General features: G+C 41.9%; 29 protein-coding genes and 1 pseudogene. 13 read left to right on the top strand and 17 right to left on the bottom strand.

Translation table 11 applies throughout. From position 1 onward, the window contains the following. Nucleotides 1-36: 36 nt before the first annotated feature. Nucleotides 37-210, top strand: coding sequence for a hypothetical protein (locus tag RH061_RS09800; RefSeq protein ID WP_311075708.1), 174 nt, complete (start codon nucleotides 37-39; stop codon nucleotides 208-210). Between the two features lie 74 nt (nucleotides 211-284). Here the strand turns inward: RH061_RS09800 and RH061_RS09795 are convergent. The 4 genes and pseudogenes from RH061_RS09795 to RH061_RS09780 form a co-directional block, all read right to left on the bottom strand. Next, a pseudogene (locus RH061_RS09795) lies at nucleotides 285-1900 on the bottom strand (catalase). A gap of 303 nt (nucleotides 1901-2203) precedes the next feature. Then, nucleotides 2204-2749 carry a signal peptidase I gene (gene lepB / locus RH061_RS09790; RefSeq protein ID WP_311075706.1) on the bottom strand — a complete coding sequence of 182 codons (546 nt, stop codon included), beginning with the start codon at nucleotides 2747-2749 and terminating at the stop codon, nucleotides 2204-2206. 119 nt (nucleotides 2750-2868) lie between these two features. Continuing rightward, nucleotides 2869-3102: a glutaredoxin family protein gene (locus RH061_RS09785; protein WP_311075705.1), complete on the bottom strand. Its 234-nt coding sequence runs from the start codon at nucleotides 3100-3102 to the stop codon at nucleotides 2869-2871. A 182-nt stretch (nucleotides 3103-3284) separates the two neighbouring features. Continuing rightward, on the bottom strand, nucleotides 3285-3617 hold the full coding sequence (locus RH061_RS09780; protein ID WP_311075703.1) for a YnfA family protein: 333 nt from the start codon (nucleotides 3615-3617) through the stop codon (nucleotides 3285-3287). A gap of 299 nt (nucleotides 3618-3916) precedes the next feature. Here RH061_RS09780 and RH061_RS09775 point away from each other — a divergent pair, with 299 nt between their 5' ends. From RH061_RS09775 to RH061_RS09765, 3 genes are all read left to right on the top strand, one after another. Then, nucleotides 3917-4663 carry an AAA family ATPase gene (locus tag RH061_RS09775; RefSeq protein WP_311075701.1) on the top strand — a complete coding sequence of 249 codons (747 nt, stop codon included), beginning with the start codon at nucleotides 3917-3919 and terminating at the stop codon, nucleotides 4661-4663. A gap of 209 nt (nucleotides 4664-4872) precedes the next feature. Next, nucleotides 4873-5724, top strand: a complete 852-nt coding sequence (locus RH061_RS09770) for a patatin-like phospholipase family protein (protein WP_311075699.1) — start codon at nucleotides 4873-4875, stop codon at nucleotides 5722-5724. Beyond that, entirely contained in the window at nucleotides 5725-6486 is a 762-nt protein-coding gene (locus tag RH061_RS09765; RefSeq protein ID WP_311075697.1) for a nucleotidyltransferase domain-containing protein, read from the top strand. Nucleotides 6487-6546: 60 nt separating this feature from the next. Here RH061_RS09765 and RH061_RS09760 read toward each other — a convergent pair whose 3' ends face one another. Both RH061_RS09760 and RH061_RS09755 read right to left on the bottom strand, forming a co-directional pair. Further along, nucleotides 6547-7326, bottom strand: a complete 780-nt coding sequence (locus RH061_RS09760) for a TerC family protein (protein ID WP_311075695.1) — start codon at nucleotides 7324-7326, stop codon at nucleotides 6547-6549. An 809-nt stretch (nucleotides 7327-8135) separates the two neighbouring features. Beyond that, nucleotides 8136-8375 (bottom strand): hypothetical protein, encoded by a 240-nt coding sequence (locus tag RH061_RS09755; protein WP_311075694.1) that lies wholly within the window; start codon nucleotides 8373-8375, stop codon nucleotides 8136-8138. Nucleotides 8376-8567: 192 nt separating this feature from the next. Here RH061_RS09755 and RH061_RS09750 point away from each other — a divergent pair, with 192 nt between their 5' ends. Next, on the top strand, nucleotides 8568-9863 hold the full coding sequence (locus RH061_RS09750; protein WP_311075692.1) for a TolB family protein: 1296 nt from the start codon (nucleotides 8568-8570) through the stop codon (nucleotides 9861-9863). After that, the gene (locus tag RH061_RS09745; protein ID WP_311075691.1) at nucleotides 9863-10156 is read left to right on the top strand and encodes a hypothetical protein; all 294 of its coding nucleotides are present in this window, start codon (nucleotides 9863-9865) and stop codon (nucleotides 10154-10156) included. Before RH061_RS09750 ends, RH061_RS09745 begins: the two co-directional genes overlap by 1 nt. A gap of 77 nt (nucleotides 10157-10233) precedes the next feature. On the opposite strand, the gene RH061_RS09740 is transcribed toward RH061_RS09745, so the two are convergent. After that, the gene (locus RH061_RS09740; protein ID WP_311075690.1) at nucleotides 10234-10428 is read right to left on the bottom strand and encodes a twin-arginine translocase TatA/TatE family subunit; all 195 of its coding nucleotides are present in this window, start codon (nucleotides 10426-10428) and stop codon (nucleotides 10234-10236) included. Nucleotides 10429-10567: 139 nt separating this feature from the next. Here RH061_RS09740 and RH061_RS09735 point away from each other — a divergent pair, with 139 nt between their 5' ends. Continuing rightward, the gene (locus RH061_RS09735) at nucleotides 10568-11086 is read left to right on the top strand and encodes a DUF2202 domain-containing protein (RefSeq protein ID WP_311075689.1); all 519 of its coding nucleotides are present in this window, start codon (nucleotides 10568-10570) and stop codon (nucleotides 11084-11086) included. A gap of 48 nt (nucleotides 11087-11134) precedes the next feature. On the opposite strand, the gene RH061_RS09730 is transcribed toward RH061_RS09735, so the two are convergent. Beyond that, entirely contained in the window at nucleotides 11135-11977 is an 843-nt protein-coding gene (locus RH061_RS09730) for a manganese catalase (RefSeq protein ID WP_311075688.1), read from the bottom strand. A 109-nt stretch (nucleotides 11978-12086) separates the two neighbouring features. Beyond that, on the bottom strand, nucleotides 12087-13496 hold the full coding sequence (gene nhaC / locus RH061_RS09725; RefSeq protein ID WP_311076343.1) for a Na+/H+ antiporter NhaC: 1410 nt from the start codon (nucleotides 13494-13496) through the stop codon (nucleotides 12087-12089). A gap of 147 nt (nucleotides 13497-13643) precedes the next feature. Between nhaC and RH061_RS09720 the strand changes: the two genes are divergently transcribed. After that, entirely contained in the window at nucleotides 13644-14465 is an 822-nt protein-coding gene (locus tag RH061_RS09720) for a DODA-type extradiol aromatic ring-opening family dioxygenase (protein ID WP_311075686.1), read from the top strand. Between the two features lie 7 nt (nucleotides 14466-14472). On the opposite strand, the gene RH061_RS09715 is transcribed toward RH061_RS09720, so the two are convergent. Continuing rightward, entirely contained in the window at nucleotides 14473-14700 is a 228-nt protein-coding gene (locus tag RH061_RS09715) for a hypothetical protein (protein ID WP_311075685.1), read from the bottom strand. A gap of 473 nt (nucleotides 14701-15173) precedes the next feature. Between RH061_RS09715 and RH061_RS09710 the strand changes: the two genes are divergently transcribed. Continuing rightward, nucleotides 15174-16040, top strand: a complete 867-nt coding sequence (locus RH061_RS09710; RefSeq protein WP_311075683.1) for a PIG-L deacetylase family protein — start codon at nucleotides 15174-15176, stop codon at nucleotides 16038-16040. A gap of 177 nt (nucleotides 16041-16217) precedes the next feature. On the opposite strand, the gene RH061_RS09705 is transcribed toward RH061_RS09710, so the two are convergent. Both RH061_RS09705 and RH061_RS09700 read right to left on the bottom strand, forming a co-directional pair. After that, on the bottom strand, nucleotides 16218-16715 hold the full coding sequence (locus RH061_RS09705; protein ID WP_311075681.1) for a GreA/GreB family elongation factor: 498 nt from the start codon (nucleotides 16713-16715) through the stop codon (nucleotides 16218-16220). 93 nt (nucleotides 16716-16808) lie between these two features. Then, the gene (locus RH061_RS09700; protein WP_311075679.1) at nucleotides 16809-17567 is read right to left on the bottom strand and encodes an NUDIX domain-containing protein; all 759 of its coding nucleotides are present in this window, start codon (nucleotides 17565-17567) and stop codon (nucleotides 16809-16811) included. 161 nt (nucleotides 17568-17728) lie between these two features. Here RH061_RS09700 and fosM point away from each other — a divergent pair, with 161 nt between their 5' ends. Next, nucleotides 17729-18151 carry a FosM family fosfomycin resistance protein gene (gene fosM / locus RH061_RS09695; protein WP_311075678.1) on the top strand — a complete coding sequence of 141 codons (423 nt, stop codon included), beginning with the start codon at nucleotides 17729-17731 and terminating at the stop codon, nucleotides 18149-18151. Between the two features lie 277 nt (nucleotides 18152-18428). Here the strand turns inward: fosM and RH061_RS09690 are convergent, their stop codons facing one another. After that, nucleotides 18429-19358, bottom strand: a complete 930-nt coding sequence (locus RH061_RS09690) for a DMT family transporter (protein ID WP_311075676.1) — start codon at nucleotides 19356-19358, stop codon at nucleotides 18429-18431. A 231-nt stretch (nucleotides 19359-19589) separates the two neighbouring features. Between RH061_RS09690 and RH061_RS09685 the strand changes: the two genes are divergently transcribed. Next, nucleotides 19590-20912: a DUF3238 domain-containing protein gene (locus RH061_RS09685; protein WP_311075675.1), complete on the top strand. Its 1323-nt coding sequence runs from the start codon at nucleotides 19590-19592 to the stop codon at nucleotides 20910-20912. Between the two features lie 41 nt (nucleotides 20913-20953). Here the strand turns inward: RH061_RS09685 and RH061_RS09680 are convergent, their stop codons facing one another. After that, nucleotides 20954-21343, bottom strand: a complete 390-nt coding sequence (locus RH061_RS09680) for a thiol-disulfide oxidoreductase DCC family protein (protein WP_311075673.1) — start codon at nucleotides 21341-21343, stop codon at nucleotides 20954-20956. A gap of 209 nt (nucleotides 21344-21552) precedes the next feature. Between RH061_RS09680 and RH061_RS09675 the strand changes: the two genes are divergently transcribed. Next, complete coding sequence (locus RH061_RS09675) at nucleotides 21553-22302, top strand: YqcI/YcgG family protein (RefSeq protein WP_311076342.1); 750 nt, start codon at nucleotides 21553-21555, stop codon at nucleotides 22300-22302. Between the two features lie 23 nt (nucleotides 22303-22325). Here the strand turns inward: RH061_RS09675 and RH061_RS09670 are convergent, their stop codons facing one another. Further along, on the bottom strand, nucleotides 22326-22889 hold the full coding sequence (locus RH061_RS09670) for a cysteine hydrolase family protein (protein ID WP_311076340.1): 564 nt from the start codon (nucleotides 22887-22889) through the stop codon (nucleotides 22326-22328). A gap of 165 nt (nucleotides 22890-23054) precedes the next feature. Between RH061_RS09670 and RH061_RS09665 the strand changes: the two genes are divergently transcribed. After that, entirely contained in the window at nucleotides 23055-24476 is a 1422-nt protein-coding gene (locus tag RH061_RS09665; RefSeq protein ID WP_311075671.1) for a VWA domain-containing protein, read from the top strand. Nucleotides 24477-24781: 305 nt separating this feature from the next. On the opposite strand, the gene RH061_RS09660 is transcribed toward RH061_RS09665, so the two are convergent. Then, nucleotides 24782-25075 (bottom strand): hypothetical protein, encoded by a 294-nt coding sequence (locus tag RH061_RS09660; protein ID WP_311075670.1) that lies wholly within the window; start codon nucleotides 25073-25075, stop codon nucleotides 24782-24784. A gap of 230 nt (nucleotides 25076-25305) precedes the next feature. Then, nucleotides 25306-26115, bottom strand: a complete 810-nt coding sequence (locus RH061_RS09655) for a pentapeptide repeat-containing protein (protein ID WP_311075668.1) — start codon at nucleotides 26113-26115, stop codon at nucleotides 25306-25308. Between the last annotated feature and the right edge of the window lie 55 nt (nucleotides 26116-26170).

Raw genomic sequence — 26170 nt, 5'->3', positions numbered from 1 at the left:
AATGTGAAGTGAAGCTGTAGCGAGGAGGAGAATGATATGCAGAACTCACAATACACTCCGGAGGTAAAATTGTTGTTACTCAATCAGTCCAACGAGAAGGTGAAAGTCCTTTATAATGACAATAGTGTAAGGTTCGAGATGCCCAAAATTGGATTGCGGCCGCCTTATTATGCCTACCCACGATATGAACAGTATTATCCGATTATTTAATGAGGCAGAATCCCTTTTAAGAAATTTAAATGAAAAAGCTGCACAGAGATATAACTCTATGCAGCCTTTTTACATTAGTAAGGGCCCGTTTCGCGGCTTTTCTTCACAGCATCTTTTGTTGCTTCGTTGGCTGATAATGATCCTTGTCCACCTTGTCCATACTTCGAGTTGCCAGATTCCCGGCCTGGAACATTGTCTTCCTTGGCCATTTCTTTCAGTTCCTTCACACGCATTTCAATCCCTTCCTTCACGCGGCGGCCATAATCTTCATCCGCTTGAGTGAAGTGCTCGATCATTGCGTCCTGGATTTTCTTGTTGCATGCCGCCAGGGCTTCAGAGAGGTTTTTGATCACTCGTCACGCTCCCAATCATCAAAACTGCGATATGTGTGACCAGCTTGTCCGTAGTTGATTGGACGATCAATTGGCTCACTAACTACCGCTGCATTGTAAGATGGCTGATGTGGCGGATGCCCTTCATTACCCGTTTCCTCGAAGCCTCCGAGCATGGATGGTTCATAGTTGATATGTGGATTGTCCCCAGACTCTTTCGGGTCGCGTGTATCCATCTGGCCGCGATGCTGGTTCGTACGTACAGGCGCTTTCGGTGCATTCACCGGCAATTTCAGATAGTTGGCACCAATGCGGTATCGCTGTGTATCTGAGTAAGAGAAGGTACGGCCCTGCAGCATTTTATCATCCGAGAAGTCCATTCCATCAACCAGCACTCCAGTACCAAAGGCAGCTTGCTCAATTTCAGAATGAAAGTCAACTGGATTGCGATCAAGAACCATACGTCCGACTGGAAGCCATGGGAACTGATCCTCTGGCCATAGTTTCGTGTCATCGAGCGGATCGAAATCAAGTTCTGGATGGTAATTATCCTCCATGATCTGGACAAAGAGCTCCCATTCCGGATAGTCGCCGCGTTCAATCGCTTCATATAGATCCTGGGTTGCATGGCCGACATTTTTCGCCTGGATTTCATTGGCTTCTTCCTGAGTCAGGTTCCGGATCCCTTGCTTCGGCTCCCAGTGATACTTTACGAGCACAGCCTCGCCTTTCTCATTTACCCATTTATAAGTATTTACACCAGAACCCTGCATATGGCGATATGTAGCTGGAATACCCCATGGCGAGAATACGAAGGTAATCATATGTGTAGCTTCAGGTTTTCTTGAGACAAAATCAAACATCCGCTCAGGATTCGGCACATTGGATGCTGGATCAGCCTTAAAGGCGTGAATCATGTCGGGAAATTTCATCGCATCACGGATGAAGAAAATCTTAAGGTTATTGCCGACTAAATCCCAGTTTCCATCTTCTGTATACATTTTAGCGGCAAAGCCACGAGGATCACGTGCTGTTTCCGGTGAATCCTTTGCTCCTGCAACGGTTGAGAAACGGACCATAAGAGGAGTCTTTTTCCCCGCACCTGAAAAAACTTTCGCACGAGTATACTTCTCAACTGGCTCATTTCCCACTTTTCCGTAGGTCTCAAAATAACCGAATGCACCAGAACCACGTGCATGCACCACACGTTCAGGTACTTCCTCGCGATCAAAATGAGAAATTTTTTCGATAAAATGATAATTCTCAAGAGTCGCCGGACCACGATTGCCAACAGTACGGATGTTTTGGTTATCTCTAACAGGATGTCCCTGGCGTGTCGTCAACTTCTCACGCTTCATTTCTTCACCGTTCGAAGTGTTTTTATCCTTGCTCTCAGCCAAATTGAAAAACCTCCTTAAATTCGTCACCCTTATCGTATCTCCCGTTGGGAAATTTATACAGTCACTGTTTCATTTTAATAAAATGAATTCATTGATTGAAAATTGTGTTCCAGGTATTATGTATGAATCAATCGTTATAAGTCATTAAATGAAACTGCCATATTTTCCTATTACATTACCCTTAAGTGTACTAACTAAACTAGCCCCAAAAATAAAAAACGCGCTGACTCCGCAGAATCAACGCGCTCACCTAATCTATGATCATTCACCAAGAATCTTCATTTCTTTTAGCGGATAAAAAACAAACTTTGTCGTCCCCACTATACTATCAATTGGGACCGCTCCAATATGGCGGCTATCCCTGCTATTTCTTCTGTTATCCCCTAGCACAAAAACATGTCCCTCTGGAACAACTTCACTGCCAACAGGTGTTTCGCTTAAGGTAAAAGAACCCGTGAGCAGTCCATAAGGAATTTGCTTTTTACTTTCATTTAGATATGGTTCGTCATATGGCTTTCCATTTATATATAACACATCATCTTTGTATTCAACCCGATCGCCAGGAAGCCCGATGACCCGTTTGATATAATCCTTGTCCTCGGTTGCATGGAAAACAACGATATCAAACCGTTTCGGTTCACCGATTTTTGTTACGAACATCCTTTCCTGACTATGTAAAGTTGGCTCCATAGAGGCACCTTTTACCTCGATTGGCGTCATTAAAAAGCTTCTAACAACAAAAGCTAATACAATCGCGATAAGAAAGGCCTTCATCCATTCCCACATCTCACTGCGCTCTTTTACCATATGGCACATCCTTTCCAAACTATTCTATTGGATTCTATTTCCACATAGAACATTGGAAATCCTTCTTCTTTAAAAGTCAAAACAAAAAAGAGGCAGAAGCCTCTTTTTAATAAGATGGATTATTTTTTCACATACTCCATCAGCGTATCCGGATCAAAACCAAGAACCCAGTTGCCATTCACCTTCGTTTGCGGCACACCCAACTGGCCAGTTTCTTCAACCAGTTTTTGCGCAGCATCTTGATCGTATTGTACATTTACCTCTTTGTAGTTTAATCCTTGACCCTCAAGGAATTGTTTCATCATTGTGCAGTAAGGTCAAGTATTGGTGGTGTAAACCGTGATATCGTTCATTATAAATGCCTCCTTATAGTTTATATACCCTATAATGTATTATCCCAGAACTGCTAAATTTATGCAAAAGAGAAGTTCCGGGATACGTATGTTTTTCCCTATTTTACTGAAAAAAAACAGGATGGGAGGTATACATGCAGATCCAATCTACTGTATTTCTTTTTCAACTTCCTCTCCCCCCTTTACTGCCTTGGAGCAAACAGCATGACCGAAACACCTATTATACATATCCCTGCGCCAAGCCAATCGTATAGATCCGGTGTTTTCTTATCAATGCCCCATCCCCATAGTACAGACAAAACGATGAAGACACCACCGTAGGCAGCGTAAACCCTGCCAAATGACGGAAAGGATTGAAACGTTGCGATCACCCCGTAGATGGCAAGTGCCAGTCCTCCTCCAATTCCCCAATAAACGGGTTTTCCCTCCCTAAGCCACAGCCAGACCATATAACCCCCGCCAATCTCAGCAATTCCAGCTAAAATGAATAACATAATCGCACTAAAGATGACCATCACTTCCCTATATTGTTATGTAACTGCATTATATCGTAATTATAAGATATCAATTAAGGTGCTCAGCCTATTGCGTGCCTGTTTTAATTCATTTACGATAACGGAAAAATTTTATATAGCGGAAAGTTTATTATTATAGCGAGTTTCTCGTTTTTATAGCGACATTTTGATTTTTATAGCGAGTTTCCCTTTTATATAGCGATTTTTTCATTTTTATAGCGAATTGGAAATTTTCGAGGTTTTTTTCCAGTTGGATTTGATAGAATAAAGAAAATGGTTATGTCAGGCGGTATGGAAATATGTTGAATTGGCAATATGTCAGAAGTGTCAGTCTTAAAAGAGAGGAAGTGCCCTCCTTTCAGGAATATCCGTTCAATCTCCCTAGCTTCAAAGCTTTGGACGAGTTGACGCTGCATCCAAAGGTCACTTTTTTGATAGGCGAAAATGGGATGGGCAAATCGACTTTACTTGAAGCGATTGCAGTTGGACTCGGTTTTAACCCTGAAGGCGGTTCATATAATTTCAATTTCTCGACCTATGACTCTCATTCCGATTTAGGGAATTATTTGCGGATCGTAAAAGGAATAGAAAGGCCACAGGATGGATTTTTCCTGCGTGCTGAAAGTTTTTACAATGTTGCTTCGAATATAGAAGAGTTGGATCGCGAGGGATTCGGCCCAAGGATCATTGACTCATTCGGCGGAGAATCCTTACACGAACAGTCGCACGGTGAAGCCTTTTTCTCCACTTTCCTGCATCGATTTCGGGGCAATGGTATTTATATTTTGGATGAACCTGAAGCAGCGCTTTCCCCTTTGAGGCAGATGTCGATGCTGACTCGGATCCATGATCTTATCAATGACAACTCCCAGCTGATCATCGCCACGCACTCCCCGATCATCATGGCCTATCCAGATGCAGCGATCTATGAATTCAGTAATGAAGGCATTTTTAAAAGAAAGCTGGAAGAAACGAACCATTATCGCATCATGAAGCAATTTTTCGAAAACACGCCAAGGATGATTCATCATTTATTGGAGGACTAAGAGGGCATCAGTAGTTGTAGGAGCGCGAATATCAGGTTTTATTTTTCCACAAAAGCATTTCCGACGCGCAGCTCCCTAACTAACAGGAAGACACCAGAGAGAATACTTTTTTACAATCATAACTTTAAATAATCTGCATACTCTGTGATAGACTATTTTTATAGAAACCAACATGAGAATGATAGAAATAGATATAAGGGGGAGTTGTCGTGTTTAGCAGTGGTCTGATTCTTGAAGGTGGAGGCATGAGAGGTGTCTACACTGCGGGGGTACTTGAGTATTTTTTGGAAAATGAACTATTTTTCCCGTATGTCATCGGGGTTTCCGCTGGTGCATGCCAGGGATCTTCCTATGTTGCCAGGCAGCCGGGCCGCAACAGGCAAGTTACGATCGATTATGTTCAGCATCGTGATTACATATCCTATCGGAACTTATTTTTAAAAAAGGAATTATTCGGGATGGACTTCATTTTCGATAAGCTGCCAAATGAGATTGTTCCATTTGATTTTGAGACATTCAACAACGCGACGGAAAGGTTTCTTGTCGGCACAACGGATTGCATCACCGGTGAACCCATTTACTTTGATAAAAACGTTGTTCCTGAAGATTTCCTCAAAATTATCAGAGCCTCAAGTACATTGCCATTCATGGCGCCGGCCATCGAGTTCCAGGGAAGGACGCTTATGGATGGCGGCATCGCCGATCCAATACCTGTAAGGAAAGCAAAGGCTGATGGTGTGCTAAAAAATGTCATTGTCCTGACTAAACCAAAAGGATATCGCAAGAAAAAATCATCCTTTTCCTGGCTTCCGAGGTATATGTATAAGGAATTCACAGGGCTTCACACTGCACTCGAAACCCGCTATAAGATGTATAATGAAACGCTTGATTATATCGAGGAACTAGAAGCCAAAGAAGAAGTTTTCGTCATCAGGCCTTCCAAAGATCTTAAAGTAGGACGAGTTGAACGCAATCCTGAAAAACTGACCAAATTGTACGAGGTTGGATATGAGGATACGAGGGACAGTTTTGAGGCACTGAAGAACTGGTTGGGAGAGTAAATGATGCTGGTAAATGATGCACTGCAAGTTTTATCGAACAGCCTTAAACAAGATAAAAGAGTACAAGCTATTTTTGTAAAAGGATCTGTCGGACGCGGTGAACAGGACGAACATTCCGATTTAGATTTATACTGCCTTGTTGATGAAAAAGATCTGGATGATTTCCTTCAGAGTCGGATCGGCCATCTGGAGTCATATGGGAAATTGCTCTTTCATGATGACATCTTCATCGTTGCACCTCAGATTCTCGCCGTTTATGAAGATATGCTTCATGTGGATTTGTTCACAGTAACAGTGGAGACGTTCATTGAGAAAGACTTCTTCAAAGTCATTTATGACCCTAAGGATTTACTGTCAAAATTCATGACTACCCAAAACCTCAGGTTATCAGAAAGCGAATTTCAGGATGCAGTTGACGACATTGCCTGGTTTCTTTTTCAGTTTAAAAAAATGGCTACCCGAGGCAACGACTTATGGTCAGTGAATATGCTCAATCATGTCATGTTGAATCTCTCAAGAGTAATGCTGCATAAATATAACCCAGGACGAGCTCAATTAGGATTGAAGACAGCTGCAGCCTCACTGTCCGAAGAAGTCCTTAAAGAGTTGAGCGGTATCCAGGAACATATCACTCCAAGCAAGCATAGTATCGCCGCTGAGCTTCTTAGTGGTCTTATGAAACGCGAATCTGGCTGGATTCTTAGCGAAGTGGCAAATCCTGATAAGATTATATCTTTATGGAACAAGGTGTTAGATCAATAGTTGAAATTTGTACGACATAAAAAAGTGCGGCAATCCATTATGATTGCACGCACTTTTTGCTTATTCTAAAGAATTTTCTTCACTCTTCGTTTTTTTTGCCGGAGCAAACCATCCGACTAGGGCAATTGTTATCAATACCCCATAGAAGATTGTTGTCCAAAGTGTACTATGCGGGAAATCGTGATGTAAGACCGCGATGTCTTCATGCGCAAGTGTAATAACTGCGAGCTTCACACCGACCCATGCGACGATAGCATACGCAGTTGTTTCCAATGCTGGTCGCTGATCAAGCAGCTTGACGAACCATGTAGCTGCGTATTTAATCAGGATCAGACCGGCTATTCCGCCTAGAAGAACGACCAGGAATTTACCGCCGTCCATGCCGCCGAAATCTCCTAGTGGTGAATCTGGAAGGCCAAGAGCAAGAGCAACTGCTGCCAGAATGGAATCAATCGCAAACGCAAGGTCAGCTAAACCGATTTTACCAACTGTCGGCCAGAAACCCATTCCTCTAGCTTCCTTCTCTTCTTCCTTACGGATATTTTCATTTTCCTTACCAAACTTAGCCTGGATGACATGCTTCAGACCAAGATAGAGCAAGTACGCCGCACCAATGGCCTGTACCTGCCAGACGTTTGCAATGAATGAAATAGCAAATAACGCCCCAAACCTGAATACAAACGCCATGAGTATTCCATAATTGATTGCCTTTTTCTTTTGATCATCAGGTAAATGTTTTGCAATGATTGCCAGGACAAGTGCATTGTCAGCCGATAGCAAACCTTCAAGACCGATCAATATCAATAATGCCCAGGCATATTCGAGCCAAATGGACTCCATCAACCTCTCTCCTTCCTCTTCCATAACGCTTATGTAAATTTCTCATTAACAATAGAATTACCCATTAAGCCCTACACAATCCACATGAATATTGCGTATTTTTCTGAGTGTCATTCTATGTCCATACATCTCCATATACCTTTTACAGTCAAAAGATAAACTTACCAATATGTAAATGATAGAGACTATAATACTCTATATTTTTTCGTGAAAATATTCAACATTTTTGTTTTTCAGAATCAAAAAATAAACAGACAATTTGTCCGTTTACTACGGCCTGGCAATGTATAACCCCGACCTTTCCCCTGCTTTTCATGAAGAATATCGTAAGGATATCAATGGCTATAAAGGCAATGGCAGAAAGCGAGGCTTGGTGCATACGCTTTCCCTATTACTACTCTTTTTTCACACTTCCCAATTATACCACTTTTTCTCGAAAGTATAGAAATAAACTGCCAAGCTTGGCAGCTCAACCTGTAGTGATTTCTTGTTTTCTTGACAACTTTTCTCCATTTACAGCCAAACCTGTCATGATTCCTTTGTTTTCTTGACAGCTTTTCTTCATTTGCATTCAAACCTGTCAAGATTCCTTTGTTTTCTTGACAGCCTTTTCTTTAATCACCACAATGTTGTCTGAATTCAGCGCTTCTTCTAACAGCTTTTCCTCGGATCCCAGCAAAGTTGTCTGAAGTCATTACTTCTTCTGGCAGTTACCTCATCGCCCTAACACAATACTGTCCGAACTCTGGTCTAATTCTCCTCAACAAAAACAGCTGCCACTTCTGACAGCTGTCTGAGAAAAAACATCATTAATACTCATCTTGTGCTTGATAAGCCTGCCTATTTTTGAGTTTTGTTAACCTGTGGTTATGGTTGTAGCCTTTTAATGTTGATGTATGGGAGTGGGAAATATTGTGTTTTCTTTCTTTTTTCCAGTCATGATCGTCTTCGTCAAATTCATGGAGTAAATGGGCGGACCTCATTTCTTTTTTTGCAGTAATCACACGTTTCGATGGACGTTTTTTTCCTGATTGACCTCTTGAAACCATCACTGCACCCCCTGAATTCACAGTTTCTCTCTATTATTTTACCATGGTTAAAATTGTCCTATTATGAACAACAGATTATATTTTCTTGAATTTTTTATATTTTTTTCCTAAAAAACCCTTTTATTTAGTGTAAATTTACACTATATTGTATGTATGGTAAATAAATCAGAAAATTTCCAAAGGGGGAGCACTATGAATAAAAAAAAATCCCTAATAGGAGCCATAACTATAGTTGCTTTGATGTTGATATCAAGTATCAGCTATCTGTTATTGAGTGATCGGGATTCGTACAAGTATTATACAGGACTTGGGAGTGGTCTGGCGGTATCAGATGATGATCAGCGCATCGCCTTTTCCTATTTCAATAATGGGAGTTCAGCGATTTTTACAGCGAGACAGGATGGATCAGATGTTAAAAGAATAAGCAATCCGAATGAGGTTTATCACACTAACCCGAAGTTCTCACCAGACAGTAGCAGGATCTTATATTTATCACGAAACAAAGATCGAGTTCAGTCCCTATACACTGCCCATGTCGACGGGACCAATCCTAAAAAACTTTCAGATGGCGCACAGCATGTATCCGAGGCCGTTTTTTCTGATGACAACGAAACGATTTTCTTTTCGAGCACGCCAGCAGAAGAATTGCATAAGTCTGAGGGAGAGTCTCAGGAAGGCTATGACCTTTTTTCTGTAAAAATCGATGGAACCTCGATGCAGCAGTTGACTGACAGAGACTTCAATACAATGGAGAGCCTTGTCTATGCTGCTGAAAAAAAGAAAATCATCTTCAAGGATTTTGAAGATTTAAATGCTTTTGACCTGGAAGATCAAAGGGTGTATGCAGCGGATTTCAATGGGAAGTTGCCAAATGATATTTTCTATTTAACTTTATCACCTGAAAAAAATGCTGTTGCTTTTACGACAATAGCTGAAGAATCAAAAGACACTTCCCTGTTTGAATACGATTTATTTTTCAAGGATTTGCAAACTGGGGATACCGAAAGGCTCACCAACATGAATTCATCTGTCGTTTCACCGGTGTTTTTTAACCAGAAAAATGAAATTCTCTTCCTGGAGTATTTCAATTGGCCAAAAGAGCCAGAGAAATATAAATTACGGACAGTGAGCCTCGAAACGCAGAAGGTAAAAGAGGTTAAACTTGAAATGCCCGAACTTGAAACCAGCAACTTTGCGGTGAAAGCCGTGGATTACACGGTCAATAGCTGGACGGTTGGTATGTTGTATACGGTGCTATTAATGCTGGTCACAGTTTACGTTTTTCCTGGGAAAGTGTTTTTGCCGTCAATCATCAGCCTGTCTATCGGAATGCTCACCATAGCCGCCAGCTTTGTTGTTGCTGCCATGTACGATCCGTGGGCAGGAATTGGCGTAGGCATGCTGGCCACCGGAATTTTGGTCTGCACCATTATTGTATTTCTCTTCGCCCTTGCTCTTAAATTTTTCCGAAAAGGGGTGAGAAAATAATGTCCGATGCTGTTGGAACCGTCTTGACCCTTTTGTTGAACATTGCCCTTTTTGGCATTACGAATTATTTCGCCGTTAAACACTCCGTCAGGAATATAAAAAAACGGATTATTGCCGGATTCCTCTTTCTCATGTGCACCCCAGTCATATTTTTCAGCACCCTTTACTTTTGTTTTACATGGGACGACAGCGGCTGGGGTGCCGGAATCCTGGCCGTGATATTTACTGGGCTGTATCTGCTGAATGGATTGATCCTGTTGTTGTCCGCGCTTCATATTTATTTCAGAAAATAATCTCAGGCTGTTCGGTTGTTAGCTGCCGGACAGCTTTTCCCCGCAAAAATCAAAAAAGCTGCCAATGGCAGCTTTGATCAACTCTTCTTATCTTGGTCGTTTTCCCTGATTTCCTTTTTTATGTCATCAGTCAGTCCACTTGTTGCGTTCTTGAATTCTCTCATCGACTTGCCGACTGCTCGTCCGATTTCCGGCAGTTTGTTAGGCCCAAAGATGATCAGTGCAATCACGAGAATCAAGATTAACCCTGGAAATCCTATATTTGAAAGCATTGTATCTCTCCTATTGAAAAAAGTTACGTCTATTATATCGAATAACCATAGCAAATTAAACCCATATCCGTTTTTAGTATTAAATTCCCTTCTATGAAAATAATAAGGTTGACCATTTTTCAAAAGGAGTGTTTTTACAATGAAATTAAAATTAATGAGTGTAGTTGCATTCATGTTTCTCTTCATCAGTTTTTCCGGTCCAGCACAGGCACAAACAGAGCTGCCTGCTGACTTCGGTGCCAAGGGTGCTTTAAAGGATAATTCAATCACATTCGATGAAGCTTTAGTATACGCCATCCAGGACGAATACCTCGCCCAGGCCCGTTACGATGCAGTCATCGGGAAATTCGGCAACATCCGGCCATTCAGCAATATAAAGGCAGCCGAACAGCAGCATATCAGTGCCCTTGTTGCTTTATTTCAGAAATACAACAAACCGATTCCCGAAGACAACGCAAAACAATACGTTACAGCACCAGGTACATTGAAGGAAGCATTTAATGACGGAGTCCAGGCCGAGATCGACAATATTGCCATGTATGATAAGTTAAAAACCATCCCTGCCCTGCCTGAGGATGCAAAAATGGTTTTTACCCAATTAGGAAATGCTTCGAAAAACCACCTGAGAGCTTTTCAGAGAGGCGCCGGGCGGAATTAATAAAAGAGATTGGATCAAAGTCCAATCTCTTTTCCTTTTTCTAAAAACCTACAAATTTTTCGGTGGCAACTTCCCTGGCGGAGGTGTGCCATGCATATGAGTTGGTGCCGGAGCCAATTCCGGGATTTGTCCCATCGCTTCAGGATTTTCGATATATTCGAATTGTGCTTTTCCGTCTGGTGTGGCACCGGAAGCCCATTTTCCTTCAGCACTTTCCGTACCCTTTGAGAAGTTCATGAAAGAGTGGCTCACTTCCTGCTTTTCATACTGCTGGTTGAAGGTGCTTGGAACGACAAGCCCTTCTTTTTCCTCAAGCTCTGAAATGGCCGCAATCCATTGTAGCTGATGCATATGGTCTCTCGCTATCAGGAAGGAAAGCATGTCCCTGACTCCCGGATCATCAGTCATTTCATACAATCTAACCGCTTGAAGCCTTCCCTGCGTCTCAGCATTTAAATTCGCACGGAAATCCGCCAGCATATTGCCGCTTGCGATCGTATAACGTGCATTCCACGGATAGCCCTGGCTGTCATCCGGCCTTGCGCCAAGCCCGCCGACAATTGCATGCTGAGGATTCATGCCGCCCATGGCTGCAAGAATAATTGGGTCCTTCGCAGCAGCTTCTTGTTCCTCCACAGGTGCACCATCGAGCAGCTGGGCAATCATCGTCGCAAGCATCTCTACATGAGCAATTTCCTCCGTACCGATATCCAACAGCATATCGCGATATTTCTTTTCACCACGACAATTCCAACCTTGGAAAAGGTATTGGATCATGACGCTCATTTCTCCATATTGCCCACCGAGGATTTCCTGGAGCTTCTTCGCATAAACAGGATCGGGACGGTCCGGCCTGGCATTATATTGCAACTCTTTTATATGATAGAACATCTGCTAACCTCCAATGATTTTTTTCAATCGTGGTTAACATTTCCTTTCCAGAACAAAAATATGTACGTACCAAAAAGAGCAGTGCCCAACGGGACTGCCCTTTAACTAACTATGAAGCTTTCCTCTCAGCTTCCGTTTTATAATCTTCTTTCTTGACAAACTCCAGTTTGAAACCGAATAATGCAAAGATTATCGATAAAATTGGTACTGTGAAATTGAGCACAGCGTATGGCGCATATTCGAATGGATGGACAGAAAGCGCGGAGATAATGAACACGGCACATGTATTCCATGGTACCAGTGGCGATGTCACGGTTCCGCCATCCTCAATTGCGCGCGATAGATTTTTAGAATGAAGACCTTTGTCTTCATATGCTTTTTTGTACATTCGTCCTGGTAAAAGGACAGACAAGTATTGCTCCCCTGCAGCCACATTTGTTAAAAACGAGGTTGCGATCGTAGAGACAACCAGGCTTCGTGCTGTCCTGGCAAGCTTGAGAATTTTCTCTACTATTGACTGAAGCATTCCAGTCTGCTCCATGACTCCAGCAAAAGCCATTGCAATCAAAGCAAGGGAAACGGTATACATCATATCCTGAATCCCGCCTCTGCTGAATAATTCGTCTACAGAAGCGTTCCCAGTTTCAAGCGTAAAACCGTTTTGAAGTGTATTAACTGCATCTGCTATTGCGCCGCCTTGCACGGTAAATTGGGCGATCCACCCCATGAACACCCCAACGATAAGAGCTGGAAGTGCTGGTACCTTAAAGGCAACCAGTAGAATTACTGCTGCTGGAACTAAAAGCAGCCAAGGTGATACGATAAAATTTGATTGAATCACATTCATGATTTCAAGGATTTCTTGATTATCGACTCCGGCATTGCTAAAGTCTCTTCCAAGATACCAGTAGACTCCCAGTGCAATCACAAATGCGGGAATGGTTGTGTAAATCATATGGCGGATATGGGCGAACAGATCCGTTCCCGTTATCCCTGCCGCAAGATTTGTCGTATCAGATAATGGCGACATTTTATCACCAAAGCAAGAGCCTGAAATGATCGCTCCTGCTACCATTGGTGCTGGGATTCCCATGCTCATGCCAATTCCCATGCCTGCAACGCCGATCGTCCCCATTGTGGACCATGAACTTCCTATTGCCAGAGTGATCAAAGCTGTAATCACACTAATCGATACAAGGAACATGGATGGACTCATGATTTTAAGGCCATAGTATACCATTGTCGCGACAATTCCGCCGCCAATCCACGATCCGATGATCATTCCAACTGTAATAATGATTAGAATAGCTGGCAACGCCATTTTAATCCCTTTATAAATTCCTTCTTCAATGAAATTCCATTTAAAGCCTGCGAACCAGGCAACAAGACCTGCCACCACCGTTCCGATAATCAAAGGTATATGAGGGTCTCCTTCAAACTTCACTATCGTTACTGCCATTGCTACTACCATAACGAACAAAGGGATAATGGCAAGTCCAAATGGCACCTTTCTCTCGATACTTCTACCCATTTGTTTTCCTCCTTGCTGTCTCGTTAGCTGTCTTTACCCTAAAATCCATACAGTTAGACAAGCAAGAATTTGGAAACTAGAAGGATTCTGCATCTTATGTAGCTAATTAAGTATTATAAAAAGGAGGTAGACACCTTGAATCCATTTGTTTTTGCATGTATTGCCCCCCATGGAGGTGAAATCATTCCTGAATTGCAAGGATCCATTCCCGAGCGTATGGACTCCACCAGAAAAAGCATGGAGCTGCTCGGACAAAAAATGGCAGCTGCCAGCCCTGATTGTATCGTCGTGCTCAGTCCTCACGGTACAAGGATCAATGGACGATTTTCGATAACCGATTCTGAACGTCTGGAAGGAAGTTGGACTGAGAACGAGGCAACTATTAAAATGAAAAAAAGAGTAGAACAAGACTTAGCGCGAAAAATTAACGATGAAGCGATAAAAAACGGACTCCCATCGTCTATCATAAATTTCGGAACTGCAGCAGGCCCAATCTCATGCCTGCAATTGGACTGGGGTGCTATTGTCCCTCTCCGTTTCATGCCGGATGTTCCAGTCGTAGTGATTACACCATCAAGAGATCTTTCCTTCCAGGAGCATCTTGAATTCGGTGAATCTCTTCGTTCGGCAGTCGCTCAATACGACAAGAAAGTCGGATTAATTGCGAGCTGTGACTGGGCTCATGCTCATGACGAACAAGGTCCATATGGGTTTGACCCAGCGGCCAAAGAACTGGATGAACAAGCAGTACAGTTGATAAAAACCAATGAACTCGAAAAAATGGCGAACTTTGACGCAGATTTCATCGAAGCCGCTAAACCAGACGGAATCTGGCAAACACTCATCCTTGCTGGTGCAATACCACCCGAAGAGAGGCATATAGAATTCCTCTCCTACGAAGCACCAACATACTTCGGGCTAATCTGTGCAGAGGTTTTAACAAAAAGAAAAATCTAGTCATGAACTAGATTTTCTTTTTGATGTCTTCTTTTATAGAATTCAACAGATTCTCAGAAAGATTAGCCGGCAATGTGGTTCCATCCTCCACACTCCAGGCATTCATCAATTCCAAGTCTGACTTTTGAAAAGTGATGATATAATTCTGTTGCCCCAATGTCAATTCAACTGTTACATGTTCCTCACCATAAGATTCATCATCAATTATCATATTTGTCACTTCATATGATTTCATAGACTAACTCCTTTACTTATTATTTCTTGTTATAATAATCTAAAAGTAAAAATTTATTCTGGTTAACATAATATTTTTACGTACTACTAAATCAATGCAAAACGTGCCAAAATAACTCTGGGACGTAACTTCATAATTCTGTTATAGCCTTTATGAAAAATTCTAAACTACTACACTTTTACATGATCGGTTTACAATAAAATGCTTCTTCTCGACACAATTGAGGAATACTTCATGCGAGGATGTTTTTGAGGTGCAGTGGAATTCATTCTTAAGGTAAGGTTATCTAAAAACAGGACAGTATCTTGACGAAGTCATTTTTTCTATAAAAAACCTAATGGTAGTTAACATAATAATATTATTAATAACGTACGGGTTTAATCGCAAAAGATGAATCCTTCTGCCCTCTTTCCGTAATGAATTTTAAATGAACTCATATACTAGATTAATAGTCTCTCCAAAGGAGTAATCTCATGAAAAAATGGAAGAAACCTTTGTTTGTTTTGCTGCTCTCAACTGTCGGTCTGCTGGTGGTGTTGGTCGCTGGAGCGGTAATGTATGCTAATTTTTATGTGAATGATGAGGATATCACTGTTTCAGAGGAACTTTTTCCTGAAGGTGACCCGAAAAAGATTATGGCAATCTTTGCTCATCCGGATGATGAAATCATGATTGCGGGGACATACCACAAATTGAATAAGGATAAAGATGTTACCTCTGTCCTCGCTACTTTTACCAGAGGTGAAGCTGGCGGAACTGGCGGGCTTGTGCCTAAGGAAAAACTGGGCGAAACACGGACGAAGGAACTGGAGAAATCAGCGGGCATCCTCAATATTGATCATCTTGAAGTTTATGATTATCCTGACAGCGGCCTGGCTGATGCGGATCATGAGGACATCAAGAAAACAATTAAAAAACTAATTGATCAATATAAGCCTACAACTGTCATTACCTACGATGATGTAGTCGGTTTATACGGACATCCTGATCATGTAGTGATGAGCAAGTTGACAAGAGAAGTCGTGACGGAGGAAATGGAAAAAGAAGATTCCTCCGTGAAGAGGCTATATTTCGCCACACTTCCACAGCCAATGATTGACCTTGCACTCAAGCTATCCCCTACTTTCAAAGAGCGTTACCCACGGGATAAAGGCTTGCCTGAACCAACAATCGCCTTCCCGATGGCTTCCGAGGCATCTGCACGCAAACATGTACTGCTTGCACATGAAACACAATGGAAAACCGTTGCAAGCGTACAGCCGTACCATGACAAAGTCCCTTCATGGATTTATTACCGAATCTTCGACCGCGAGTATTATCATTTGGTCAAATCTAAATAATTTCAGAAATTGAATTAGGCATTTTTGAAAACTACTATGTTATAGAAATTGATAACATCTAAAAAACCTCTCATTTAAGCTTGGAGTCTAAAAAAGCTCCAAGCTTAAGCCCGCTTATTACGCTGCATACAAAAAAAGCGTCAATCCCTTTGGACCAACGCCGCTACTTAGGTAAAGTTAGACCTCAACATCTTCCCATCCACGATACATCTTCAAAACCTTGCATTTCACTTTTCCAGATGGTACTGACATAACCGTTTCGTCACCAATTTTCAGCCCTATCAATTTTTTAGCAACAGGTGTGTCATAGAAGATTTTGTTCTCCTCTACATTCGATTCGCCGTAACCGACGATCTCGTACACTTCTTCTTCGGTAAAATCGGGGTACTCAAACGAGCACTTCACGATTGATCCAATTTCTACTTCTTCAGTATTAGGCTCATCAACCTTAATCAGTTCCGCTGTCTTATACACATGCTGAATCTCCTGAATCCGTTCAACTAATATACGCTCATCCTGCTCCAATTTATGAAAATTAGGGTTAGCAATCTTATCGTCCCCACACGCATTGAAGGCAATATTTTTATCAAACCGCACTTGCTTCAGCTCTTGTTCCAAATTGTCAATTTGCTGGAGAACCAGCTGCTCTCCCTTAGCCGTTATTTTAAATGACATAATACTCTCCCCTATAAGTCAATAGAAATCCCTTTGGATATTTCTAATATACCCTGAAACTGCGTGAAAGAGTAACAATACATTCGTTTTAAGCTAGCTATACTCTTTTATCACATCAAACCTCCTGATTAGTTCATATGGTCTTGCTTTAAATGCTTCATAAGGAATGTAGTTTGCGTCCATTGCGTCAAGAGCCCTGTCCCTAAATTGTTTTCTTGTAATAAATTGTTCTATATTTTCTCTCGTTAATTTAGTGAAAAAGACTTCTGAAGTTTCTCCCTCTGCTGTTCTTACTTCACCAGATTGATACTCACCTCTGAAGACTACACATGTAACCCCGATCGTTACGTTTTGATAAATACCGGTTATTCCAAGTAAATTCACAGTAATTCCCGTTTCTTCGAATACTTCGCGATGAATGGCCGCCTCCAATGTTTCGCCTTCCTCAACCTGGCCGCCAGGCATTTCCATAGTGTCTGAACGGTGAAAATTCCTGACAAGAAGAACTTCTCCATCTTGATTTGTGACATACCCACTAACAGACAATAAATGTTTAGGTGGATGATAAGCCGAAGGGTATGGGGCAGTGGAAGACATGAAATCTTCGTCTGCATCTGTGTAAAAATCCATATCGTAAGGTTTCACACTTTTGAGTAGACTTTCGATTCTTTCATATTGCTCCTTGCTGGTATATTCCCAGATAACCAAAATCTCGTTCTTGGTGTCATTCACCCAGCGACCTATTAATTTTGCTCCATTTTTAATTTGAATCGGATAAATATGTGTATGAAAGAACCTATTAATATCATCTAATCTTTCAGGCTTGGCCTGGTAAGTATATCTTTTAATCATTTTTATCTCTCCTTTCACTTCCTTTAATTTCCACATCGATGAAGAAAAACCCTTCACTTTTTAAAGGGACCGTTCAGTTTTTTAGAAATTTATCAAGAAACCGACAAGGGATTCGCCTATTTTGATATCTTATTTATAGATATTATTTTGAGGTGAGAAAAGTGGAGATCAAGGGTATTAACCATTTATTATTTTCTGTTTCTGATCTAGAAAGATCAATTGCTTTTTACAAGAACGTATTTAATGCAAAATTATTAGTAAAAGGTAAAACTACCGCTTACTTCGATCTTAATGGTATATGGCTTGCCCTGAATGTTGAGAATGACATACCTGGTAAAGAAATTAACCAATCCTATACACATATAGCTTTTTCAATCAATGAAGAAGATTTTGAACCAATGTATAAAAGGTTAAAAGATTTAGAAGTGAACATTTTACCAGGCCGGATAAGAAATGAAAAAGATAAAATGTCTATTTATTTTACGGATCCAGATGGGCATAAATTCGAGTTCCATACGGGGACCTTACAGGATAGAATTGACTATTACAAACAAGAAAAAGGACATATGGAGTTTTTCGATTAGGACATAAAGTATCCTAAGATTGTTCTAGAGGATATCTTCCTATTTTGTTCGAAGTTGCCTGGGGTTCGGAAAAATTCCCGGCTGTTTCCTCCGGTTTTGTCCGAAGTTGCTTGGGGTTCGGAAAAATTTCCGGCTGCTTCCTCTGGTTTTGTCTGAAGTTGCTTTGGGTTCAGACAAAACCAATACAGTTTTCTCTAATCTTGCCTGGTTCACACAACAAGGAATTTCTACTCGCCTACAAATAAACAAAGCCGCCAAGATTGGCGGCTCTAAATGATTAACTATTATTCTGCTTAGCAACCCGTCCTTCAACTGATGCTTTCTTATCGCCGATCGACAGCCAGGTCACGAAGATTAGCATGATCATCGCTCCCATCAGCTGGACGCTTTTGAGCATCGTATCAAACCATATCACTGAAATGACCATTACGGTTAAAGGCTCAACACTTGATAGAATGCTAGTTTCAACAGCGGTTATATAGTTCATGCTGCCTAAGAACAGCAGGAAGGCCAGTGTGCCGAAGAAAATCGAGATCGTCATGATGAAAATAATCTTTGGCTGAGTTAAAATAAGCCATTCATTGCTCATCCAAACTCGGTTGATTACTCCCAGGACAATTCCGCCAAACAACATGCTCCAGCCAACAATCGCCAATACGCTCCATTCCTTCATTAAGCGAGCCGGATAAAGTGTATAGAAAGCAAATGTTAGTCCTACTGCGATTCCCCATAGCAAGGCGGCCGGACTGACCAGCAGATTGCTTAAGGAACCGTTCGTCAATAACAGGAACAGCCCGGCCAATGTACCGGCGATGCCAAGCATCTGATAGCGCGGCGGCCATTTTTTATGATTAAAAGAAACATAGAGTACCACAAAGATTGGAGCGGAAAATTGCAACAAGGTTGCCACGACAGCATTGCTCGCTTCAATGGCCATCGTAAAAGTGTATTGCAATCCGACCATTCCAATAATGCTGAATACGATAAGCTGATTCCGCCAGTATGGCGTTTTCACCACGGTGAAAATATCTTCTTTTTTGATTGCCAGGAACACAAGGATACTGCTTCCTGCAATCATCATCCGGATTGACAGGATAAAAGGTACTGATAATTCAGTATTTGCGAGCATCCACTCCATGATCGACCCCGTCATCCCCCAGAGCATGGCTCCAATGACAATCATAAGTATTCCTTTTAAACGTAACATCGCCAACGCTCCTACATTCTTTGACTTGAAATATGTAAAATCGAAAATCACCATTCAGATTCAAATCCATCTCATTAAATATTATATTACCATAAAAATAACAAAAGCCATTCATAAATAGCCAATTTACTAGACTTGCTGTCCCTTATTTTACCAACCCATAATCAACAGACATTCTATTAGAACGTCATTACTTTGGGTAAATAGTAAAAAACTCAAGGTGGTGGATGAATGAATAATGAGACCCAATTGCAAACATTAAGATCATATCGAACTGGCAAAATATTGCCGATTGCTGCTCTAGGCATTGCTGGGACACTATATGCTGTCAAATGGAATCGCCGGCGCAAGACTGCTGCTTCTTCCCACTCAAGGATGCTTAAAAATATTGAGCAAGCTGCAACACATATTAAGCTTGAATGGAAAGGTGTTGACAGGCCATATCGTGTTTTTCGAAGTAATAAACTCGTATACGAAGGACTGGAACCGAAGCTGGTGGATCAAAACCTTGTTCCGGGGACACTTTACACATACTGTATAGAAACCCTTGATGATCATGGCAATGCAATGGACAGAATGCGAATCCAAACAACTACTGCAGTGGATTTCAAGGAAAGAGAGAATGTTCTCGAGGATTTGCTAATTACCACGATTGTTATTCCTGGTCAAATTAGTTTTGAATGGGAACCGATCGAGGGTGTTTCGGAATATAGTATTTTCAGGAACGGGGTAAAGCTTGGAACAGTAACTTCCTGCGCTTTTACCGATAAAGAAATCGACGATGATAAGGATCATACTTACAGAATCGAAGCCAGGCGGCCTTTGCAGCGTTCCGATCAGGTAAAATGGGAGCTGAAATCGGTTATCGCCAATGCGGTGGGGGTAATCAAGAAAGATTCTTCTACTGAAATGGCGGCTGATGAAGAATTTACTATCACCAAAAGGATTGGACCAATAAACGGATTGTTGAAATCTCCGCAGGAAAGCAAACTTAAGCCAGGAAACTGGCAGCTTAGATACACAACATTTTTAAAAGAAGAATGGCTTAAGAATCCGAATGCCGCTTCACAGGATCAAATTTTTAAAGGCGATCATCGCTCATTCGATCCTGAGTCCTCAGAATTCAGGACAAGGGGCGACATATTTATCGACACTGATAATCCGTCTGCACTTTTAAGCAAGGCTACCGGTAAAACAGAGGCATTCAATAGTGAACAGGAACCAATAGAAACAGCGAGGGCATCTGACGAAGGAATTCAATTGGATAAGGTGCTTACAGACGATGACAGAGTCAAGTTTCACCTGAACCATTCTGTCAGCAATCCGCTCGTCGTTTCCCCTGCCATTGACTACCATGTTTGCGGAACCTTTTATAAAGACAACGAATACGATCTGGTCGGAATCCACGATCAGGCCCCTGAACACGAGGTTTATCTTAAGGAGCCGGGAACAGATGAATGGCAAGTCATCCACCAGGCTCACAGCAAAGGGCTCGAAATGATGGCAGATCCAATGGCCAATCATTACTGGCGCTACTCTACCTTCACTAGCTAAAAAAACGGAAAAGCTGACATTCAGCTTTTCCGTTTTTTACTTTATAAAAATCTCTTCCGCACATTGGGCGGAGGCAGCATACAGCTGTCCTTCTGGCCGAACCATTTGATACGGTTTTTGGCAATTAGGTCATACACCACATTCCTGATTGGAGGCGGAACGATCATAAAAACATATAGAAGCTTCCATGCCCCGCGCAAATGTCGACTAATTCTCAAAGCGGCGGAAGATTTATAATAAACCTTCCCATCCTCAATCAGAATCATGCTGTCCACATCATCAGGCACATTATATTCCTTCAGCAATTCCTGTCCGGCATCACTCTGGAGCGATGCGAAACGGAATAACTCTTTTTCGTCACGGTCTAGAATAAATTGGACACTCGCATCACAAAAGTTACAAACTCCATCGAATAAAATCACTGGCTGCATGGAAATCCCTCCTTACTCTAGCTATCTTTATATTACCATTTATCCTCTTTGATCAAAATGAAACAAAAACCCACTACAAAAAGCTCCCCTATGTTCATTATTCTGCTGGCTCTAATACATAAAACTGGGTTGCTGCCCATTTGTCCCGGGACATCTCCCCCACGAGCCTCATTTTGAATATAGTGTAGAAGCTATTGGAGGTGACTATGATGAATGGCTTGTATACACATGGTTCCTCCTCCCGAGGTGAGTTGCTGGAATGGGAAAAGCAAGCACTTAAAAAATTCTTTCTGAAAATGAGTGATAAAGAAAAACCTTTCCCCTGCATACCTGCAACGATTGGATTTTCAACGAATCAGCTTAGATATGGATTTGTTGGAAATCCAAGGAGGGACACGACGATCAAAGAGCTTGCAAGCTTATTGACTACCTATACAGAACAATCAAGGGAGTTTGGCAATTACACTTCTTTGATTATTTTCTATGAAACACCAGAGTCGATGAAGAATGCGCCTGTCGAGGAATATGAACAAATTTTCTGGGAGCATCTTTCAGGCTTAACTGCATTGGATGCATTTGAATGGCCCAATGATATCCCACAAGACCCGCACGACCCAGTCTGGGAATTCTGCTTCAATGGAGAGAAATATTTTATGTATTGTGCAACCCCTGCACATAAAAACCGCAAGAGCAGACATTTTGACGTGATGATGCTTGCGATTACTCCGCGCTGGGTTCTGCAGGAATTCAATAAATCTCAAAGCTATGCCAAGAGAATTAAGTCTCAGGTAAGAAAAAGGCTAGCGAAATACGATAGCATCTCAATTCATCCTGACCTGAACACATACGGAGCACAGGATAATTTTGAGTGGCGCCAATATTTTCTTCGGGATGACGATACTTCCCTATCGAAATGCCCTTACCATCGGTTCCTGAAACTTTTGGGCAAAAACACTTAAGAAGCGCAGGAAGCTCCTGCGCTTTACTTTTGATTCAGTTGTCTAATCAGGTCATTGGCAGTAACGATCGTAGCAAACTCCTTCTGAAGCATCGCCAATTCATGGTCCTGGATGGAATCCGCAGTGTGCTTCACTCCCTTGTGGTCCGTGATTTCAAAAGCGGCAATTGCGTCAGACACAAGGAAACTATTGAAGCCGAGGTTTCCGCTCATCCTGGTCGTTGTCGAGACACAGTGTTGAGTTGATAATCCGGTAATCACCACTGACTTTATCTTGTTTTGTCTCAAGTACGATTCCAGCTCGGTTCCAATGAAGCCGCTGTTCACGTTTTTCGTAAAAATAACCTCCCCTTCCAAGGGTTTTACGACATCCTTGAATTCAGTACCCTGTGGCTTTCGGTGATGCAAAGGAGAGGCCGGGTCAAGCGAAAGATGCTTCGTATAGATGACATGGCCTTTTCTATTCCGCCATTCTGTCAATAAACTTGCGATATTCCCTTCCGCTTCGGGGTTATTCCGCTTTCCCCAATATGGATCGTCAAACCCCTTTTGAACATCCAAAACAAGCAGTGCAGGAAGTTCCATCATATTCATAGTCATTCCTCCTTAGTCACTGCTCATTTTTTGTCATTCGGGAAGTTTTTACTCATGATAGTAATCTTCCATGGAAATTACTTCAAATCTATTCACGAATCATGTTAAACTCTATGAAGATGTTTTTACATAGGCGAAAACTTGATGAGGAGGATTTTTGTGAAACGGTATTCGCTGTTATTCATGTTATTCACGTCACTCGTTCTTTCTGCGTGCAGCAGTGATGAACCTGATGAGAAAGTGGTAGCCGAACAACCGGCTAAGGAAGTTGTCAAAAAGGAAGAAACAAAGCGGAGTAACCTTGATCACTTGAAGAATATAAGTTTAGAAGTAACAGAAGAAAGCCTTCTAGCCCTGGAGCCCGGCTCGATGATGGTCGACCTGAGCTATGAAAAAGATATAGAGGATATCGGTTTCAATACCCCAGAACTGGATCCAGAGTTGAAAAACAAACTGCCGGCAAAGCTTGAACAGCTTGCTAACGAAACCGATGATTTAGAGACGATTAAAAAAGGACTTGTTTCCCTTTTAGCCAGTCCACACTACAAAAAGATTATCGAGAATGCCAGGGACTATGAACCGCATTTCGAGGAGCCTTTCCTGCCTGACCCGACAAAGTCTGAAAGTACAGATGATGAAACGAAGGCTTCAGATAAAGCGATCATCCTTCTTGATGCAAGCTCAAGTATGCTTCAACAAGTGGATGGGCGGGCAAAAATGGAGATCGCCAAAGACGCTGTAAAAAGCTTCGCCAAAACAATCGGCCAGTCCAGTGAGATTTCACTGCTTGTTTATGGTCATAAAGGAACCGATTCAGATGCCGATAAAGGAGCTTCCTGTTCAGGAATTGAGGAAGTGTATCCTATAGGAAAATACGAAAAAGAAGTTTTCCACGGAGCGGTCGATTCCTTTGACAGCAAAGGCTGGACACCACTTGCAGGTGCCATTCATAAAGCCGCAGAAATGAGCAGCAGCTATGAGGGCAACACGACGATTTACATTGTTAGTGACGGAGCGGAGACCTGTGATGGAGATCCCGTCCAGGCAAGCAAGGACCTGATTGCCAAGAATGCTGAAAGTACGGTCAATATCATTGGGTTTGATGTTGATGGCGAAACAGAGAATCAGTTAAAGGCAGTTGCTGAAGCCGGAAACGGAGAATACTTCAAAGCTGATAGCCCTGAGGAATTGAAAAATACGATCCAGTACGAGTGGCTCCCCTCCACCCTTGACCTGGCATTTGCCTTTACGATGGCACCAGACGGATGGGATATGGTCGCTGAATATAAAGTTGCAGAAAAGTCCCCGCTTGAGTTATGGACCGTTGGAAGAAAGGAAGCACACCGGATCATCGACGCAGCCGCCATCATGTCCGAGAACGGCTGGGTCACAGATGAACAATATTCCGAGTTAAGGGATTGGGGCTTCGAACGCAGCGAGGCCATGAAAGAACTTCATTATGCCATGAGCAAAACCAATCGCGAAAAAGCAGACACAGAAAGCAAGGAAATCAGGCAAAGAGTGGATGACTGGGTCGAGAAAATGAAAGAACTGAAAAAAGAGCGCGGAGATACTTGGTAAAACGCCTCGTTTTAACTGTCATTTTAAACAACTGGCCCTCAGATAGAGGGCCAGTTGTTCCGTTCACATATTATCCTTGTTTTGTTCATTTATCTCTCACTTTTTTGCCAGCCTAAAGCTTCCTTGTGCACGTATAATTAGCCTGTAATCCTCTTCAAGGAGCTGGTAAAAATGCGAGAGAAAACAATAGATTACATTTTAGGCTTCACCCTATTTTGCATCGAATGGACAATCCTGCTTTTACTTTGCGGTAAGGAAAAAGCTTAATATCAATTACCCAAAAACTCTTGCCCAGCAAGAGTTTTTTATTCTATCGCCATTCCATGGCTAGTAATCATAAGTTTTATTTTCCTGTGTTGTTGTGCTCCATCATAAACAGATTTGTTCACAACCATTTTTTCTCCGTTAAGTTGAATCCAGTATTTTCGTTCCTCTGCAAAATTCCCATAGATATTTTTGGTCGATATACTTATCCCTTTATCTTCAACAACTCCCACTGCAGAATCCACCTTAAAATTTACATAGAGATAATCATCATACGCAAATGCCAAAAGAACAATGCAGCAGGCCCAAATCATACAATAGAGTATTTTTTTCATCCTTATCACCTATAGATAGTCTGCGATAAATCAGAGGGATATACTCATAAAATTTGTCCCATAGTATCGGTTAAACTGCCCCTATACTATGGGACAAAATGATTGACACTTTATTTTAAAAATTATTTCTTATCATTCCAAACTCCGGCTCCAAAACCGACAGCCAGGACACTGAAGATACTTCCAATCAATATTATAATTGCAGTCAGTCCAAACTCCTCCTTTGAAAATCACCAGTGCTTTGGCCTTTTTAAATTCGAAGGTAATCTTGTTTCAGCATTTCCTTTCGCTGAGTTTATTTGAGCCTGAGTCAGGTAAAAGCTGCCTTTCAGGTTTGCTCCGCTTAAGTCAGCGTCCCTCAGGTCTGCACCTATAAAATCACACACCCTCATGTCAGCTCCTTTTAGGTCAGCTGCAATCATCATTGCGCCGCGCAAATCGGAACCTCTAAGATCAGCACCTTTTAACCTTGCTCCAAATAGGTTCTTTCCTCTAGGATGCTTTCTGTTTTTTACTTTCGAACGCACCAATTCACTCGTTTTTAAGAACAGCTCGTTTACCTTAACTCGATGTGCAGGAATATCCAAACACAGAATCTCGGCTCCTTCAAGATTTGTTAGCTCCTCTGTTTCTTCATAGACTTCCCTAAGAAGATTGTATAGAGGTTTCGCCTCTTCTAGTGACATCGATTCTTCCAGGTAACACAGCATTTCATGAAGCTGCTGCATAACCGGAAAAACATCAAACATTTCCTTTGCTGTCTCTGGCTGGACTCTCCAGTCTTGTCCCTTATAAGTAATCTGCGAAACCTTCTGCCCAGCACCGAAGCATTCATAAACCGTACATCCTTTGAAGCCTTCATCCCGAAGTTGGTTATGAATCCCACAGCGGTAGTCCTTCTGCAAGTTCTGACAAGGCACCCCGGCATCTTTATCAAAAGCAAAGTCAGCTGAATTTGCATAAGGCAAAGCCACACAGCATAATCCAAAGCAGCTTTCACAATCAGCACTTAATTTATTCTTCAACATATGACCATTCATTTCTCTTAATCTCCCGCAGTAAAATTCCATCTTTTGTTAATTATAGTTTATCACA

The sequence above is a fragment of the Mesobacillus jeotgali genome, from assembly GCF_031759225.1.
GTDB lineage: Bacteria > Bacillota > Bacilli > Bacillales > Cytobacillaceae > Mesobacillus > Mesobacillus jeotgali_B.
Note: the sequence above shows the minus strand (reverse complement) of the source record. Positions and strands in the feature narration are given on the sequence as shown.